We start from the raw sequence: 16,049 nt of genomic DNA, 5'->3' as shown, positions 1-16,049 counted from the left end.
GAAAGAAGGTGGAATCAAATGAAAACGATCCTTGTTGCAGATGATGATGTGCATATTCGGTATTTAGTTAAAAAGCTATTAATGAAAGAAGGGTTTCAGGTTATTGAAGCGGCAGATGGTGCAGAGGCGTTGAAGTTGCTTCATAATCAAATTTGCGATTTAGCAATCGTTGATATCATGATGCCTGTAATGGATGGGTATAAATTAACAGTGGAAATTCGAGAAAATTTTGATATTCCAGTTGTGTTATTGACTGCAAAAAGTCAAATAGAAGATAAGGAAAAAGGCTATCTTTCAGGTACGGATGATTATTTAGTAAAGCCTTTTGAGCCGAAAGAGTTAATATTTAGGGTAAACGCCCTTTTAAGAAGATATGGAAAAGTAATGGAATCTAATATTAGAATTGGATCGATGTTTATAAATAAAAAAAGCTATGAAGTTGAACTAAATGGAAAAACATACATATTGCCGCTAAAAGAATTTGAACTATTGTATTATTTAGCCTCTAATCCAAATCAAGTTTTTAGCAGAGGGCAATTAATTGAACAAGTGTGGGGAATGGATTATGAGGGGGATGAAAGGACAGTAGATGTCCATATTAAACGTTTAAGGGAACGCTTTTCAAAAACATCAGGTGATTTTTCAATAAAAACCTTTAGAGGAATTGGGTATTCGCTGGAGGTTCAAAAATGAAATCTCTTTATTCCAAGTTTGCAATAACTACAATTCTAATCATGCTCGCAAGCGGAATCATTTCCTTTTTAATCTCTAACATCTATTATCAATCTTATTTAAAAAACCAAAATGATCTTAAAATGACAAATATTGCATTGGAGATTTCTGAGTATATTCATTTGCAAAATCAAATAAATTTGAAGGAATATTTTGAGCATCTTGGCTCGATTGGCTATCAAATTCTCATAATCGATGGAAACGAGAATAGGAAATTTTTCGGTGCAGCATTTAGAGTTGAAAATCTTTCGAAAGTGCCCGTACAAAGGGTGCTAAATGGGGAAGTTTTTCATGGCATTGCTGATTTTCCTCACAAAACTTTCGTGACAGGTTTCTTTGCTAATGAACTAAGAAATACAGTTGGGGTTCCTTTTGAATATAAAAATGAAAGATATGCTTTATTTCTTCGGCCGGATATAAAACTCTTATTTAATGAAATGCATCGGATGTTTGGATGGCTTGTAGTAGGTATGGTTGTCTTTAGTATGCTTTTAGTATTAATCAGCACGAAGTATCTCATAAAGCCTATTTCCAAATTGAATAAAGCGACGAGTTTAATAGCAGAGGGGAATTTTGGCATTAAGCTGAATATTAACAGGCAGGATGAAATAGGGGAACTCGCTTCTAGTTTCCAAACGATGGCAGGCAGATTGGAACAGGCAAATGATATACGCAAAGAGTTTATTTCGAATATTTCACATGATATTCAATCTCCGCTATCAAATATTAAAGGTTATTTAAAGCTGTTAAAGAGTGCTGAATTAACGGCTCAGCATAAAGAATATTTTGATGTTGTTGATTCGGAAGTGAATCGGCTATCTTATTTAACTAAGCAGCTGTTGTTGCTATCATCGCTTGATAGCCAAAGGGATTTGCTTGATAAAAAAGAATTTAATTTAAGTGAACAATTAAAGACAGTTATACGTCAGTACCAGTGGATTTTAAGTGAAAAAGGATTGATGATAAGCTACTCATTCCCTGAAGTTTATGTGCATGGAGATCCTTCTTTGTTATATTCCGTTTGGGAAAACCTTTTAACAAATGCCATTAAATATAGCGAGGAAAACAGTGAGATTGACATTACATTAAATGACCAGCCAGACTCGATCGAGGTAAGCTTTAAAGATCATGGGATTGGCTTAAACTCTAAAGAACTTGAAAGGATTTATGACCGTTTTTATCGGGCTGATACTTCAAGGACTCGTACTATAGAAGGAACAGGACTTGGACTATCAATTGTTCAATCTATTTTGGACATGCATGATGGCGAAATTAAAGTGGGGAGCAAGAAAGGGGAGGGGTCTATGTTTACGGTGAAATTACCAAAGGGATAGAGATACATTGACAAAGTGCTATGAGGAGCAGTGAAGCCTATAGCACCTTGTCATTTTTTATAATAATATCTTACTTTAACATGTAGCAGCCTTTTCCGTAACAAAATCAATTTCAAAGCCGAGATCCTTTAACATTTGATGGTCAGCCGATCCTTCCTGCCCGGCAGTTGTCAGATAATCTCCAACAAAAATAGAATTTGCCGGATAAAGTCCTAATGGCTGAAGACTTCTCAAATTTACTTCACGTCCGCCGGAAATGCGAATTTCCTTTGTTGGATTAATAAGTCGCATTAAACATAATACTTTAAGGCAGTATCTCGGATTTAATTCCTTCGTTCCTTCAAGTGGAGTTCCGTCAATTGCATGAAGAAAATTAACAGGGATGGAATCTGCATCTAAAGCATTCAAGCTTCTGGCCATTGAAACGACATCTTCCTTTGTTTCGCGCATGCCTATAATTACACCCGAGCAAGGAGAAATACCGTATTCTTTAACTAATTCAACGGTGTTGACCCGGTCTTCATATGTGTGTGAAGTTGTTATGGATTCATGGTGATTTTCGGATGTGTTAATATTATGGTTATAGCGGTCAACGCCGGCTTCTTTAAGCATGGAAGCCTGTTCTGGCTTCAACAATCCAAGACATGCACATACAGTGAGATTGTATTTATCTTTAATTTCTTTAACAGCGGAAACGACTTGGTCAATTTCTTTATTGCTCGGACCTCTTCCGCTAGCAACAATGCAATAAGTGCCAACATTCATATTAAATGCTTGCTGGGCACCTTTAACGATGGAATCCTTATCCATCATGCGATATTTTTCAATTGGTGCAGTTGATACACTTGATTGTGAACAGTAGCCGCAGTTTTCAGGGCAAAGCCCAGATTTCGTATTTATGATCATATTAAGCTTTACTTTATTTCCATAATAATGGCGGCGGATTTTATATGAGCTATGTAATAGCGCTAGAAGATCATCATCAGGGCAATTTAATACGCTAAGAGCTTCTTCATTCGTAAGCTCATACCCTTCTAATACTTTTTCAGCAAGACTTTGCCAGTTCCCCATCGCTTTCTCCTCCTTTTGAAATAATAATTAGGAAGCTCGTTGGATTTTTCTAAATTGACTGCGGGCAAAAACCTTATGCTCAAGTCGATTTGCCATGATCCCAGCACAAACGGCAAGAACAATATCCTTTGGCAATGGCACAACCATCCACATCCAAGCCATTTTATAAGTAAATCCATCCGGAGCAGCTGCCCAAAGCTTATAGGCAAAATACATCCAGTTTGTGCCAATAACATAATTAATAACCATTCCAATTAAAGCTGCACTAATATAAACGGGGATACTCTTTTTCATTTCGATGATTTTTCCAGTTACATAGGCTGTAAGAATGTAAGAGAGAATAAAGCCAAAAGTCGGGCTAATTAAGGATGACATACCTCCGCCAAATTTAGCAAATACTGGCGCACCTGCAAGACCGACAAAGGCATAAACGGCCATTGAAATGGCTCCTAGCCGGCTGCCTAAAATAGCTCCAGATAATATGGCAACAAATGTTTGCAACGTAATCGGTACACCGCCTATAACCATAAAGGGAACAAATGTAGTTATATTTGCTCCTACACACATCAAAGCTACAAACATACCAGCAAGCGTTAAATCAATGGTTCTTAATCTCTTTTTCATTTCCCTATCCTCCAAACATTATTAGTAAATATAAATCAAGGATAATGGCTAACCTAAGTATATGTCAACTTATTTTATTTTTAGTTAACATATAAAACTATCATAGGGAGATTTCCAATTTGTAAAAGGATGTTCATCTTCTGTTCATATTAGAAGCTTATTATAAGAAAATGAGGGGGAAAACTTCAAAGCTCTTATTGATGTTAGCCTTTCCTAATATATAGAACCCGTTGTATATTATAAATTGGGATTTGATTTAGAATGAATCGGAAAAAATACAAATTGGAGATGGAAAATATGAACAATTATAGTAAGCTATTATTAAGACTTTCAGCACTATTTGGATTTATTGGCGCTTTCTTAGGGTCACATATGGCTGGGGCAGGGGATTATGCGTTCAGACCTATTCACGCCCATATACTTGTTGTTGGCTGGTTAACACTATTTGCATGGGCAGTATACTATAAAGTATTTTCCCCGAAAATTGGAATCTTAGCAAAGCTTCATGTATATACTGCTATTATCGGTTCTATCGGATTAACAGGGGGCATGGCTCTCTATATATTTAAACCTGCATTTCTTCCAAGTGCCGTCAACACGATTCTCTACATTGTTGGTGGGTCCATCTTATTGCTAAGCTTCTTATTATTTTTCTTTTTAACTTTTACAAAGGAAGAAAAAAAGGCAAGGCAAGCTATCTAATAGCTTGCCTTGCCCTGCAACCATAGACTAGGATGATGCGATTTCTGATCTAGTAGATTTTCCTTTCATTTGGTTTCTGATAATAGGAATAATGTAGCGGTCTATTCCGATTTTCCCAGCATTATATCCGGCGATTAAAATGAATATTGTTAATAATATCATTTGCGGGTTTGTACTTATTGTTCCTGAAAACATAAAGGCAAAGTTCATAATGATTCCAAAAAATGCAGCAGCAGTCGTTAAGCAGCCAAGAATTAAACCTAATCCTACTAATAGTTCTCCCCATGCAACTAAAAAGCTAAATAGACCTGCATTTGGAAGGGCAAATCCTTCTAAAAAGCTAGCCCACCATCCTTGTACCGTTGGATTCTCCCCTGAGGCTTTCGCGATGGCTCCTTGTAAATATCCAGAAGCATCAAATCCATCTGTAACTTTATGGTATCCCGCCCTGATCCAAGAATAACCAAGATACAATCGAATAATAGTCAAAAATCCAGCAGATAATTGATTTTCTCTTAACCAATTAACAAACATACATATCTCTCCCAACTTTTTGATGAATACATGAATATAGTAGCAAAAATATCCCTATATTTAACATTTCTGTGATCCATTTCACGTAAATGTAAATAAAATGTGAAAATTTCAAGAAAAATGTTTATTTATAGAGGGGATTGGTTTGTCAAGAAATATTAATGCTTAATTTTGACTAATTTATGAAATTTTTATTGAAGGCTGACAGCTTTTAAATTATAATTATTATTATAAATATATTTAAATTTTGTGTATAAAAGATCGATAGAAGGTGTGATAGAAATGGTTCGTACGGCAATTGCAGGGATCGGTGGATTTATTTTAGTTTTCATTGAATCTTATATTGTTATGGTGTTAAAAGGGTATTATTCAATTGATTTTGGCGGTATGGCGCCTTTTATTTCTGTATGGGCAATGAATGCATTTCTAGTTTTCGCAATCCTCACACATCTTAAGCTATGGTATGAAAATAGGGAATCAGCAGTTGAGAAGCTTCAATAGATAATCAAATCCCAGAAAACAGTGTCCAATAGGGGCATTTTTTTTTGCTTATAAATAAATCCGTGAATTAATTATTTTGAAATAGGAAGCAGTGGACATTCTATACTATAAAAATACTGAATTTTTAAAGTTTTTCCTTTACATTATGCAAGATATAGTGTTAAATTATAATATTATTTAGGATAATTAAATAATATTTATCAATTAAAATATGTATAAAATTTGAAAAAGAAATGTGGAGGGATTAAACGTGGCAGATCTACGCAGTAATATGATAAAACAAGGATTTGATCGTGCGCCTCACAGAAGCTTACTTCGTGCAGCAGGTGTTAAAGAAGAGGACTTTGGAAAGCCGTTTATTGCGGTAGTCAATTCATATATTGATATAGTTCCAGGACATATTCACTTACAAGAATTCGGTAAAATTGTGAAAGATGCTATCCGTGAAGCAGGTGGAGTTCCGTTTGAAATGAACACGATCGGTGTCGATGATGGGATTGCGATGGGGCATATTGGAATGAGATATTCTTTGCCAAGCCGTGAAATCATTGCAGATTCTGTTGAAACAGTTGTTGCAGCACATTGGTTCGATGGAATGGTATGTATTCCTAACTGTGACAAAATTACTCCTGGAATGATGATGGCGGCACTTCGCCTCAATATCCCAACAATCTTCGTCAGCGGCGGACCGATGAAGGCAGGAACAGACAGTGCAGGTAATCCGCTCGACTTAACATCTGTATTTGAAGGGGTAGGAGCTTTCCAATCAGGTAAAATTGATGAAGCAAGATTACTAGAAATTGAGCAACTCGCCTGTCCTACTTGCGGGTCATGCTCAGGGATGTTTACTGCAAACTCCATGAACTGTTTAGCGGAAGGGCTTGGCCTTGCACTTCCTGGTAATGGTACGATTCTAGCTGTCGCAGAGGAACGTAAAGAGTTTGTTAAACAATCTGCTAAGCAATTAATGGAACTCATTGAGAGAGATATTAAACCTCGTGATATCGTAACAATCGATGCAATCGACAACGCATTTGCTTTAGATATGGCGATGGGCGGCTCTACAAACACAGTTCTTCATACTCTAGCCTTGGCACATGAAGCAGAAATTGAGTATTCATTAGAGCGTATTAATGAAATTGCAACCCGTGTACCGCATTTAGCGAAAATCGCTCCAGCTTCAGATTATCATATTGAAGATGTGCATAATGCAGGAGGGGTTAGCGCAATTATCAATGAGCTTCTTAAGAAGCCAGGTGCCTTTAATGGTGATTGTTTAACGGTATCAGGAAAAACAATTCGCGAAAATGTTGCGGGCAGTGATATTTTGGACAAGAATGTTATCCGGCCATTAGATAATCCACATTCCGAGCAGGGAGGACTAGCTGTATTATTCGGAAACCTAGCTCCGGACGGCTCGATTATTAAAGTAGGTGCAGTTGATGAATCGGTTGGCGGCTACCATAGAGGACCAGCGATTTGCTTTGATTCTCAAGAAGACGCACTTTCTGGCATCATTACGGGTAAAGTACAAGAAGGGCATGTCGTGGTTATTCGCTATGAAGGGCCAAAAGGTGGTCCTGGTATGCCAGAAATGCTTGCACCTACTTCACAAATCGTAGGAAGAGGGCTTGGAGCAAAAGTTGGATTAATTACAGACGGACGTTTCTCAGGTGCATCAAGAGGAATCTCAATCGGCCATATTTCTCCTGAAGCTGCTGAGGGAGGCCCAATCGCATTTGTAGAAGATGGCGATATCATTGAGCTTGATTTAAAGAAACGGACTATCCAGCTGGAAATTTCTGATGAGGAAATGGAAAGAAGAAAAGCAAACTGGAAGGGCTTTGAACCGAAAGTGAAAAAAGGCTACTTAGCAAGATATTCGAAGCTTGTGACATCAGCAAATACTGGCGGAGTAATGAAGTATTAATAATTAGCAAAGACCTATGAATAGTCACATTGGACTTTTCATAGGTCTTTATATGTAATAGCAAGCACATCTTATAAGGTGGAAAAGTCTGTAATTAACACCTACATAACACTTTCGCCATTATCATAATTATATTGCCAGACAATGCCGAATTTATCTGTAACTTGGCCATACAGTTTGGTCCAGAAGGTTTCCTGAAGCTCCACACCTACTTGTCCGCCCTCTTTTAATTTGTTAAACTGAGATTTCATTTCATCAAGATTTGTACTGACGACTGCAAGGCTAATATTATTTCCTTCAATAAAAGGCATGCCTGGAAAAACGTCAGAAAACATAACATTACTTCCGCTTATATTCAGTCTCGTATGCATGACAAGATTTTTTGCTTCCTCTGGCAGAGGATAATCTGGGTTTGGAGGATTTTCTCCAAACGTCATAATTTTAGGTTTTTCTGTTTCAAAAACGTCAGCATAATATTCAACCGCTTCTCGGCAATTTCCATTAAAGTTAAGATATACATTAACAGCCATTTGCAACACTCCTTGATATTTTTATTTTTGCCAACTATTGCTATTACATTTTATCATCTATCAATGCGATATCAAATTTTCAAGGCGTGCTAAAATTAAATCAACGAATTTTTCGCATCTTGTTAAGTCTTGATTTTGGGGCAATAATTCAACTTTTAAAGTAACCGATAAATCTGTTCTTACTTTCAATAGGTCTCTAAACATATCGACCGCTCCACAGTAGTGAAGATAAAAACTGTCCCCAGTCCCGAATATGCCAGTGACCATATTACTTCTATTGATTTTCTCAAACTCCCGATAAAGATACATCATTTCTTCCGGAATTTCCCCATTACCCCAGGTGTAAGTACCAACAACAACCGCATCAAATTCATCTAACCGATTACAGGTAAATTGTTCAATGGTATATAAATAAACATCTAAATTTCTTTTCTTGAACTGATCATATAATATTAAGGCCAATTCCTTTGTATTTCCGCTAATCGAGGTATAAATTAAGCCGATTCTCATAGCTCATCAAAACCGTTGTCTTGAGAAACCTTTGTATACGTACGAGACTTTTGTTCAAAGAAATCAGACTTCGTTTCATTCATCATTTCATCGCTAAAAACATGGATCCAAGGCATCGGATTTTCCCGTCCCTCATATAGGTTTTCAAGGCCTAATTGCCGAAGCCGTTTATTCGCGAGGTATTCAACATAGCCCTCAAATTCCTCTAAATTGATTCCTTGAATATCCTTCAATATATAATGAGCCCATTCTTTTTCAAGCTTGACTGCTTTTTGGATAGTATTATAGACATATTGAATATTTTGCTCTGAGTTTAATTCAGGATTTTCAGTAAGAAGAATACGGATAAATTGCGCAATGAAGTATGCATGCTGCATTTCATCACGTTGAATATAACTAATCATGGAACTCGTTTTAAGCATTTTTTGCTGACGGGCCAAGTTATAGAAAAAGGCAAAGCCTGCATAGAAATAAATTCCTTCTAAATTAATCGAGTTAATTCCAAGCTCGAATAAATTTTGCAGGTTTGGGCTATTTCTGAACTTTTCATACGATTCTAGAATTAATTGATTACGCTTTCGTACAATTGGATCATCCTTCGCTTGGTCAAAACGGGCTATTTGCTCCTGAATAGGAATAAGAGAACTTAATATATAAGAATAAGATTCATTATGAACCGCCTCCTGCTGCGAAATAACTGCAAATATAGCTTTAAAGCTTGGGTCTGTTACATAATCCATCACTTGTGTCATCATAGGCGTTTGTAAACTATCAAGTGAGGCCAGTTGCGTGTTAATTCGTAAAAAAACATCTTGTTCAATGGTGCTCAAGGAGTCCCACTGTTTAATATCATCCTGCATATTGATTTCTTGGGCCTTCCAAAAGTTAGATAATAAGGTCTGATACATTCGATACATTTGTGGATATCTAATGTCATTCCAATTTAGGATCCCTGATGCTTGACCGTTTATCAGATTAGTAGATTTATTAGGGAACTCAGGATTTAGCAATTTGATTTTTGTTAATAATTGTTGGTGTGACATAGAATCGCTCCTTTTAAAAATGGTTTTCAACTTATTCCGGGTAGTCGCTGATATACCCGGAAAGTCGCTGAAATATCAAAAAAGTCACCGATATAATCGGAAAATAGGCTGATATATTAACTATGGCAAGCTTCGCAATCTTCAATTTCAGTTTGTGAAGTACTGCGTACATAATAGGTCGTTTTTAAACCGTGCTTCCAGGCTTCTAAATGAAGCTGCAATAAATCTCTTGCTTTTATATCATGGCGAACATAAAGATTGAAGCTAATTGACTGATCAATATGCCGTTGTCGTGCTGCATTCTGCTTGATGCTCCATAATTGGTCTAACTCATGCCTTACACGGCGATAATAGTTGTATGTGTTATGATCTAAATCAGGTGCAGTAACTTTGAATTTGAAGTTTTTCTTTTCTTCTGCATATTCGATCGCATATAGTGGATCGATGCCATCGGTTGATCCTCCAATTTTTGCCGTTGAAGAGTTTGGAGCAACAGCCATCATCCAGCCATTTCTGACTCCGTTAATTTGGATATCTTTTTGTAAATACTTCCATCGTTCAGATGAATAATCTTTTCGTTTAAAATATTCTCCTGATTGCCACTCAGAGTCTTTGAATAATTTGTATGCACCTTTTTCTTTTGCAAGCTCCATTGAGGCATTTATTGCAAGATAAGCGATATCCTCATATAAATTATCTGCGTACTCAACCGCTTCGATAGATTCCCAATGAATTCCCTTAATAGCCAAGAGATGATGCCAGCCAAATGTTCCTAATCCAACTGCTCTATATTTCTGGTTCGTCCATTTTGCTTGTCCAACGGAGATTTGATTAATGTCGATTGTATTATCAAGCATTCTCATTTGGATTCGAATTAGGCGTTCCAATACATCTGCCTTCACCGCATTTGGCAAATGAATAGAAGATAAATTACATACAACAAAATCTCCAGGCTTCCGAACAATAATAATATTTCCATCCTCATCTTGATATTCATTCTGAATAACAGTCGCTGACATGTTCTGCATAATTTCTGTGCATAAATTGCTGCAATAAATAGAAGTTCTTCCATTTCCTTTTACATGTTTATTTGGATTTTGGCGGTTAACCTCATCTCGATAAAACATATAAGGTGTACCAGCTTCCAATTGTGAAACCATCATTCTTGCCATAATATCCATTGCGCGGTATGTTTTTCTAGGAAGAAGGGGATGGTTAACTGCTTCTTCGTATTTTCTCGTAAAGTGTTTTTCCTCGACCTCATCATAATAATCCTCAAGTCCCAATGGGTTTCCATTCTCATCCTTCCATCCCATAACCTGTTTAACTTGATGCGGACAAAAGGTGTGCCACTCGCCAATGCTTTTACCAGTTTCATCAACTTCTTCAAGTTTCTTCATGAATAGGTCTGGAATCGCTACTCCTGTAAATATGTCATGGGCTTTCCGGCGCTCATCCCCATTATTTGTCTTTAAATCTAAAAACCCATTCATAATATCCTTGTGAAAAACATCTAAATAAATGGCTATGGCTCCTTGTCTTTGCCCTAACTGATCGACACTGACAGCCGTATCATTAACAAGTCTAATCCAGGGAATAACACCAGAAGAATTGCCCTTAAATCTCTTTATATCTGACCCTAAAGCCCGAACCTTCCCATAGTAAATGCCTATTCCACCGCCATCCTTGCTTAATCTGGCAATATCCCAATTATTTAAATAGATGCTGTCTAAGGAATCATCTACCGTATCGATAAAACAAGAAGAAAGCTGTCCATAGCTTTTTCCGGCATTAGAAAGTGTTGGGGTTGCAACAGTCATATATAGATTGCTTAATGCCCAATAAGCTTCTTTGACAAATGATAATCGTTTTGACTTATCTTCATTTTTCATTAATGTCATCGCGATGATCATGAATCGTTCCTGTGGCAGCTCAAATATTTTTTTCTCATAATCCTTGGCAAGGTAACGATCAGCAAGAAGAAAAAGGCCAACATAGTTAAATAAATAATCTTTCTCAGGATCTATATACTTTTCAATTTCCTTGATTTCCTCTTTTGAATAGTAAGCTAGTAGATCTTCCGAATAGATCCCAATAGTCGTGAGTTCTTTTACAAGATGATAAAAGTCACCATATTTTAGACTTTCGTTATAGTCTCTATTTTTTGCAGCCTTTACATACAATTCATTTAAATATAAATGAGCTGCTAGAAAGGTCCAGTTAGGCTGTTCCATAGATATATTATTCAGTGAATAAAGAAGTGCATGCTGATTTAAAGATGACTCGGTTCTTTGCAGTTCTTTCAACTGATGTTTTAGTGGTTCCACGTTTATCTTATAAGTGTTTGAAGCTCTGTCTAACTCCGCTAATACTGAATCTAATTCCGTTACAATAGATGTATTCATTATCAAGTCCCCTTTACTTTTTTAAAAATACAAAAAACCCATCTCTCAAGACGAGGATGGGTAAGTAAAACGCTGATATGATAATAGAATATAAAAAAAATAGTCTATCAAAATACCCTCGTTTTACCTTCCCAACTCCCGAAGAAGATAACACGTTATAAATATGGCAGGTCTCCTGACTTGTGCTTTAGCCTACTTTAAGTCCTTCCCATCTTAAAAAAAGACAGTGGTTTCTACTTATTTCGATAGCACTTACAGTTGCGGGAACAGTTCTGGATTTTCACCAGATTCCCTATTAAGTCCATAAAGGGACACCATATTTATTGGTTTATCACTGTATATTGTGTTATTGAACAAAAATAAACACTATATATATGTAACTTTTTCGATTATAAGTCAAATGCGTTATTTTGACAACCTTTTTAAAATAGAGGGAATATTTAATATTTTTCTTTTTGATAAATTCTTTATTTTGGTGCCACCATTCAAGAAGCGCACAAAATTAATATTAGCATTTTCTTAATAAATATTTTCTAGTCAGAAATAGAAGAAGGGACAAATATCTACTCACCATATTTGGAATAGGATAGGGTGTGTGCACTATTTAATAATGGAGGATAAGAAATGAATTATGATATTCGAAAAACGTTAGCCTGGCATGAAACCCTTGAAATTCATGAGTTAGTCGGTTTTCAATCAATTGGATTAATGAAATTGAAAATGGCATTTAAAAAAGCAAGTGACAATGAACTTAAAGTTATTTATCGGAAATCCATAAAAGATATGGAAAAAAACCTAAATGAACTAATCCGATATTACCCCTCAGCCCCGATTCCACCAGGAAGAAATGAACCAGTAGGGGACGATATTGCTTTTTATGCCGGTGACCTTTTGGTGCTGCTAAAAACGGCCGTCCGTAATTATGCAGTTGCCATAACAGAAACAGCTACCCCTGAGTTAAGAAAAGTTTTAGTAAACCAAATGATCAGAGTGATTAATGGCCATGAAAGTATTTACCTTTATATGTATCGGAAGGGTTACTATCCTTCATATGATTTCGGGCAGCTTTTGCAAAATGATCTTAATAATGCACAAAAAGCGTTGAATATGAAGTATGAATGAAAATAAATATGTTATGTAAATTGAACAGTAAGAAGGACTTTTCCAACTTTGAGAAAAGTCCTTTTTGTATGTATTAACCTTTAATTCCATGCAGCCATTCCTGGTAACAATCAGGACAAAGAATTTCATCTTTGTCCTTATCCGATACTTGAAAAGTGACGTGATGTATTTCTTTTTCCCCGGTTTCAATCCTGCAATAAAAACAATGATTATCCATTTTAATCCCTCCTTGGATCTTATTTTTAAACGTTTCGTGATGAATTATTCTTTATGGTTAGACCGCTTCAAGATACATATTTAAGGACAAAGCACAAATAATAATTTGGAGTTTAAGGGAGGGATTTACATGGAGATACCTGCTCGTGCTGGTGACAAAGGGGATAAAAGCGAAGAAGGAAAAAAATTAGCTTGGTGGCAGCTGTCTTTAATCGGTGTTGGCTGCATTATTGGAACAGGGTATTTTGTTGGATCAGGAATTGGTGTTAGAATGACAGGTCCCGCTATTTTAATAGCCTTTATTCTAGCTGCGATCGGCACTTACACCGTTTTTGACGCCTTAGGAAAAATGTCCGCAAAAGACCCGCAAAAAGGGGCATTTCGTTCGTACGCGAAAAAAGCATATGGACGTTGGGCAGGATTTAGCAGCGGCTGGGTCTATTGGTTTTCTGAAATGCTGATAACCGGAAGCCAGTTGACTGCACTATCATTACTGACACGCTTCTGGTTCCCAGATGTGCCGCTTTGGGTTTTTTCCTCTATTTACGCAGTATTAGGGGTTATCGTCATTGTCATAGGAACAAAGGGTTTTGAGAAAGCCCAAAATGTTTTTGCCGTTATTAAAATTGCTGCTATTTTTATGTTTATTATTCTGGCAGCAACTGTCTTATTTGGGTTGTTTGGAGGAGACATTAAAGACTTTAAAATTCCTGCTAATAGAGAGGAAATCTTGCCTAGAGGATTTTATGGCTTATGGTCTGCACTAATCTTTGGATTTTATGCTTTCGGCGGGATAGAAATTATGGGGATATTAGCCACTAGATTAAAAAATAAAGAAGATGTTCGTAAATCAGGTTCTGTTATGCTAATCATCTTAACGACTATTTACTTAATCTCTTTAGCTTTAGCGACAGGATTGGCAGCGATAGATAAATTTAGTAAAAATGAAAGTCCCTTTGTTATTGCTCTTGATAAATATGATATCACCTTTTTTCCGCATGTATTTACAGGAGGCATTATTATTGCGGGCTTTTCTACCATGGCAGCTTCTCTATTTGCGGTAACCAGTATGATTGTCACTTTAGCAGAAGATGGAGATGCCCCGAAAATATTCTCTAAGAAGGGGAAGCTAAAAGTTCCTCCCCTGGCACTTGCCTTAACAATTGGTGGACTAGTAACGTCTGTTGTCATGGCATTAGTCATGCCTGATAGTGTGTATGAATATATTACGACAGCAGCTGGGTTAATGCTGTTATATAATTGGTTTTTTATTCTTATCTCTTTTCCGAGACTAATCAAAGCTACTAAATTCGATCATGTGAAACGCTTTATAGGGATGGGCTTAATTTTGCTCGCAATAAGCGGAACCCTATTCGAAAAGTCAAGCCGCCCAGGATTTTTCGTGAGTATTCTTTTTGTTGGTTTAGTGATAAGTGTGCTATTAATTATGAACTTAATAAAGAAACGAAAGGGTAGTAAAGGAGGGTATAACCCACAAGAAGCATAAAATTTTTAAGAAACATGGGTTGATCGTCTAATGGAAATTAGAGGACAACCCCAGAAATCAACCTATGGTCATCTTTTTATTGGAAAAATAATAAAAGAACCGCTTCATACCCAAAATAAATTCCGAACCCAATTAATGAAATACCTGAAAAAATAGAGATACCTGCAAGAATTTTTCCAGACAAAAATCTTCTAAAGCTGCTCGCAATTCCCGCCATCGTCACATCCCAAATTAATAAACCAACAATAATGGCAGAACTATATGTTAACAAATGAAGCTGATCATATTGCGTAGCTGTCTTTGCCAAGACAGATCCGAAAATGCCAAGCCAGAATAAAATAGTTAAAGGATTAGAAATGGAGATGAAAAAACCGTAAAGGAATGACTTGATTGCTGATTCACTTTTGTTACGAGTTGTTAACTCAATTTTTCCGGCACTTTGAATACTTTCAAATCCTGTATAAATGAGAACAAAGAATCCAAAGGACCACAAAAAGGTTTTGACAATGGGTATTTCAAGAAACTGAACTACACCCCAAAAAACAGCTATCATGTATAGGATATCTGCAATCATCGCTCCAAAGCCTACTAGCCAAGCATGGAGGAAGCCATTTTTAATTCCCTTATCTAATTGTGCTGCATTCACTGGTCCAATCGGTGCAGCCAAGGTAAGCCCGAGAAAGACATAACCCAAAAAGATTCCCATAATTATTCTCCTTGCTATGTATTATTCAACTTATAGGTTTGTACACATTCTATTCGCTCGTTAGGGGTTGTACGACAAATTTTCGTAAAGAATAAATAATCCAATTAGGAAAATAATAAAATAAATCTTCTTAAATACTCATACTGGAGGATATGAAACATGTCGGTCATCGTTTACCAAACCTTTGAAATAAAACAAGATAAATTTAAAGATGGATTAGATAATTTACTTGAAATTAAGAAATACAGAAATGAAAATTATAATCATAAAGTAGAAATCCTAACACCAATCACGGGCAAGGACCATACATACGCTGTCATTTCAACTTACGAAGGGCTCGCGGAAATGGAGCTGCAGAATAAAAAGATGTTCGATGATGATGAGTATTTAAAATTGATTGGTCAATTTTTTTTGGAGGATATTATTCAAGGCAGCATGAATACACAATTTTATAGAGTCATGAATGAAAAGCCGGAAATGAAAGATAAAGATAAGGAAAAAGGCAAATAGAAACTTTAATTCACAAATCCCAAAGCTGTATAGGATAAGCCCCATATAAGCAAAATAGACTAAAAAGGAGAT

The 16,049-nt window shown here is 36.4% G+C and carries 17 protein-coding genes and 1 riboswitch; of the genes, 8 read left to right on the top strand and 9 right to left on the bottom strand.

Annotated features, from left to right (window positions below; all coding sequences use genetic code 11):
* The first annotated feature begins 18 nt into the window (after window positions 1-18).
* A complete protein-coding gene (locus tag RRV45_RS13005) occupies window positions 19-693 on the top strand; it encodes a response regulator transcription factor (RefSeq protein WP_315665120.1) in 675 nt (224 codons plus the stop codon).
* Complete coding sequence (locus RRV45_RS13000; protein ID WP_315665119.1) at window positions 690-2,066, top strand: HAMP domain-containing sensor histidine kinase; 1,377 nt, start codon at window positions 690-692, stop codon at window positions 2,064-2,066. Before RRV45_RS13005 ends, RRV45_RS13000 begins: the two co-directional genes overlap by 4 nt.
* 75 nt (window positions 2,067-2,141) lie before the next feature.
* Here the strand turns inward: RRV45_RS13000 and bioB are convergent, their stop codons facing one another.
* Both bioB and RRV45_RS12990 read right to left on the bottom strand, forming a co-directional pair.
* Complete coding sequence (gene bioB, locus RRV45_RS12995) at window positions 2,142-3,137, bottom strand: biotin synthase BioB (protein WP_315665118.1); 996 nt, start codon at window positions 3,135-3,137, stop codon at window positions 2,142-2,144.
* Window positions 3,138-3,164: 27 nt separating this feature from the next.
* A complete protein-coding gene (locus tag RRV45_RS12990; RefSeq protein ID WP_315665117.1) occupies window positions 3,165-3,761 on the bottom strand; it encodes a biotin transporter BioY in 597 nt (198 codons plus the stop codon).
* A 297-nt stretch (window positions 3,762-4,058) separates the two neighbouring features.
* Here RRV45_RS12990 and RRV45_RS12985 point away from each other — a divergent pair, with 297 nt between their 5' ends.
* Window positions 4,059-4,463 carry a hypothetical protein gene (locus RRV45_RS12985; protein ID WP_315665116.1) on the top strand — a complete coding sequence of 135 codons (405 nt, stop codon included), beginning with the start codon at window positions 4,059-4,061 and terminating at the stop codon, window positions 4,461-4,463.
* A 27-nt stretch (window positions 4,464-4,490) separates the two neighbouring features.
* Here the strand turns inward: RRV45_RS12985 and RRV45_RS12980 are convergent, their stop codons facing one another.
* Window positions 4,491-4,997, bottom strand: coding sequence for a DoxX family membrane protein (locus RRV45_RS12980; protein ID WP_315665115.1), 507 nt, complete (start codon window positions 4,995-4,997; stop codon window positions 4,491-4,493).
* 282 nt (window positions 4,998-5,279) lie between these two features.
* Here RRV45_RS12980 and RRV45_RS12975 point away from each other — a divergent pair, with 282 nt between their 5' ends.
* Complete coding sequence (locus RRV45_RS12975; RefSeq protein WP_315665114.1) at window positions 5,280-5,498, top strand: hypothetical protein; 219 nt, start codon at window positions 5,280-5,282, stop codon at window positions 5,496-5,498.
* A gap of 250 nt (window positions 5,499-5,748) precedes the next feature.
* Entirely contained in the window at window positions 5,749-7,428 is a 1,680-nt protein-coding gene (gene ilvD / locus RRV45_RS12970; RefSeq protein ID WP_315665113.1) for a dihydroxy-acid dehydratase, read from the top strand.
* A 101-nt stretch (window positions 7,429-7,529) separates the two neighbouring features.
* On the opposite strand, the gene RRV45_RS12965 is transcribed toward ilvD, so the two are convergent.
* The 4 genes from RRV45_RS12965 to RRV45_RS12950 form a co-directional block, all read right to left on the bottom strand.
* Window positions 7,530-7,958, bottom strand: a complete 429-nt coding sequence (locus RRV45_RS12965; RefSeq protein ID WP_315665112.1) for a VOC family protein — start codon at window positions 7,956-7,958, stop codon at window positions 7,530-7,532.
* Window positions 7,959-8,018: 60 nt separating this feature from the next.
* Window positions 8,019-8,468, bottom strand: a complete 450-nt coding sequence (locus tag RRV45_RS12960; protein ID WP_315665111.1) for a flavodoxin domain-containing protein — start codon at window positions 8,466-8,468, stop codon at window positions 8,019-8,021.
* Window positions 8,465-9,511, bottom strand: a complete 1,047-nt coding sequence (locus RRV45_RS12955; protein ID WP_315665110.1) for a ribonucleotide-diphosphate reductase subunit beta — start codon at window positions 9,509-9,511, stop codon at window positions 8,465-8,467. Before RRV45_RS12955 ends, RRV45_RS12960 begins: the two co-directional genes overlap by 4 nt.
* Window positions 9,512-9,627: 116 nt before the next feature.
* Complete coding sequence (locus tag RRV45_RS12950) at window positions 9,628-11,916, bottom strand: ribonucleoside-diphosphate reductase subunit alpha (RefSeq protein ID WP_315665109.1); 2,289 nt, start codon at window positions 11,914-11,916, stop codon at window positions 9,628-9,630.
* A gap of 147 nt (window positions 11,917-12,063) precedes the next feature.
* Window positions 12,064-12,250: riboswitch (cobalamin riboswitch) on the bottom strand.
* 290 nt (window positions 12,251-12,540) lie between these two features.
* On the opposite strand from RRV45_RS12950, the gene RRV45_RS12945 reads away from it, so the two are divergent.
* A complete protein-coding gene (locus RRV45_RS12945; protein ID WP_315665108.1) occupies window positions 12,541-13,038 on the top strand; it encodes a spore coat protein in 498 nt (165 codons plus the stop codon).
* A 73-nt stretch (window positions 13,039-13,111) separates the two neighbouring features.
* Here the strand turns inward: RRV45_RS12945 and RRV45_RS12940 are convergent, their stop codons facing one another.
* Window positions 13,112-13,255 carry a hypothetical protein gene (locus tag RRV45_RS12940; protein WP_315665107.1) on the bottom strand — a complete coding sequence of 48 codons (144 nt, stop codon included), beginning with the start codon at window positions 13,253-13,255 and terminating at the stop codon, window positions 13,112-13,114.
* Between the two features lie 129 nt (window positions 13,256-13,384).
* Between RRV45_RS12940 and RRV45_RS12935 the strand changes: the two genes are divergently transcribed.
* Window positions 13,385-14,761: an amino acid permease gene (locus RRV45_RS12935; protein ID WP_315665106.1), complete on the top strand. Its 1,377-nt coding sequence runs from the start codon at window positions 13,385-13,387 to the stop codon at window positions 14,759-14,761.
* 76 nt (window positions 14,762-14,837) lie between these two features.
* Here RRV45_RS12935 and RRV45_RS12930 read toward each other — a convergent pair whose 3' ends face one another.
* A complete protein-coding gene (locus tag RRV45_RS12930) occupies window positions 14,838-15,467 on the bottom strand; it encodes a LysE family transporter (protein ID WP_315665105.1) in 630 nt (209 codons plus the stop codon).
* A 159-nt stretch (window positions 15,468-15,626) separates the two neighbouring features.
* On the opposite strand from RRV45_RS12930, the gene RRV45_RS12925 reads away from it, so the two are divergent.
* Complete coding sequence (locus tag RRV45_RS12925; RefSeq protein WP_315665104.1) at window positions 15,627-15,977, top strand: hypothetical protein; 351 nt, start codon at window positions 15,627-15,629, stop codon at window positions 15,975-15,977.
* The last annotated feature ends 72 nt before the right edge of the window (window positions 15,978-16,049 follow it).

It is taken from the genome of Bacillus sp. DTU_2020_1000418_1_SI_GHA_SEK_038, assembly GCF_032341175.1.
Taxonomy (GTDB): domain Bacteria; phylum Bacillota; class Bacilli; order Bacillales; family Cytobacillaceae; genus Cytobacillus.
This window is presented reverse-complemented; position numbering and strand designations above follow the sequence as displayed.

Excerpts from the sequence above, each read along its gene's own strand:
- RRV45_RS13005 (WP_315665120.1), top strand. The coding sequence starts at position 19 with ATGAAAACGATCCTTGTTGCAGATGATGATGTGCATATTCGGTATTTA.
- RRV45_RS13000 (WP_315665119.1), top strand. The coding sequence starts at position 690 with ATGAAATCTCTTTATTCCAAGTTTGCAATAACTACAATTCTAATCATG.
- bioB (WP_315665118.1), bottom strand. The coding sequence starts at position 3,137 with ATGGGGAACTGGCAAAGTCTTGCTGAAAAAGTATTAGAAGGGTATGAG.
- RRV45_RS12990 (WP_315665117.1), bottom strand. The coding sequence starts at position 3,761 with ATGAAAAAGAGATTAAGAACCATTGATTTAACGCTTGCTGGTATGTTT.
- RRV45_RS12985 (WP_315665116.1), top strand. The coding sequence starts at position 4,059 with ATGAACAATTATAGTAAGCTATTATTAAGACTTTCAGCACTATTTGGA.
- RRV45_RS12980 (WP_315665115.1), bottom strand. The coding sequence starts at position 4,997 with ATGTTTGTTAATTGGTTAAGAGAAAATCAATTATCTGCTGGATTTTTG.
- RRV45_RS12975 (WP_315665114.1), top strand. The coding sequence starts at position 5,280 with ATGGTTCGTACGGCAATTGCAGGGATCGGTGGATTTATTTTAGTTTTC.
- RRV45_RS12965 (WP_315665112.1), bottom strand. The coding sequence starts at position 7,958 with ATGGCTGTTAATGTATATCTTAACTTTAATGGAAATTGCCGAGAAGCG.
- RRV45_RS12960 (WP_315665111.1), bottom strand. The coding sequence starts at position 8,468 with ATGAGAATCGGCTTAATTTATACCTCGATTAGCGGAAATACAAAGGAA.
- RRV45_RS12955 (WP_315665110.1), bottom strand. The coding sequence starts at position 9,511 with ATGTCACACCAACAATTATTAACAAAAATCAAATTGCTAAATCCTGAG.
- RRV45_RS12950 (WP_315665109.1), bottom strand. The coding sequence starts at position 11,916 with ATGAATACATCTATTGTAACGGAATTAGATTCAGTATTAGCGGAGTTA.
- RRV45_RS12945 (WP_315665108.1), top strand. The coding sequence starts at position 12,541 with ATGAATTATGATATTCGAAAAACGTTAGCCTGGCATGAAACCCTTGAA.
- RRV45_RS12940 (WP_315665107.1), bottom strand. The coding sequence starts at position 13,255 with ATGGATAATCATTGTTTTTATTGCAGGATTGAAACCGGGGAAAAAGAA.
- RRV45_RS12935 (WP_315665106.1), top strand. The coding sequence starts at position 13,385 with ATGGAGATACCTGCTCGTGCTGGTGACAAAGGGGATAAAAGCGAAGAA.
- RRV45_RS12930 (WP_315665105.1), bottom strand. The coding sequence starts at position 15,467 with ATGGGAATCTTTTTGGGTTATGTCTTTCTCGGGCTTACCTTGGCTGCA.
- RRV45_RS12925 (WP_315665104.1), top strand. The coding sequence starts at position 15,627 with ATGTCGGTCATCGTTTACCAAACCTTTGAAATAAAACAAGATAAATTT.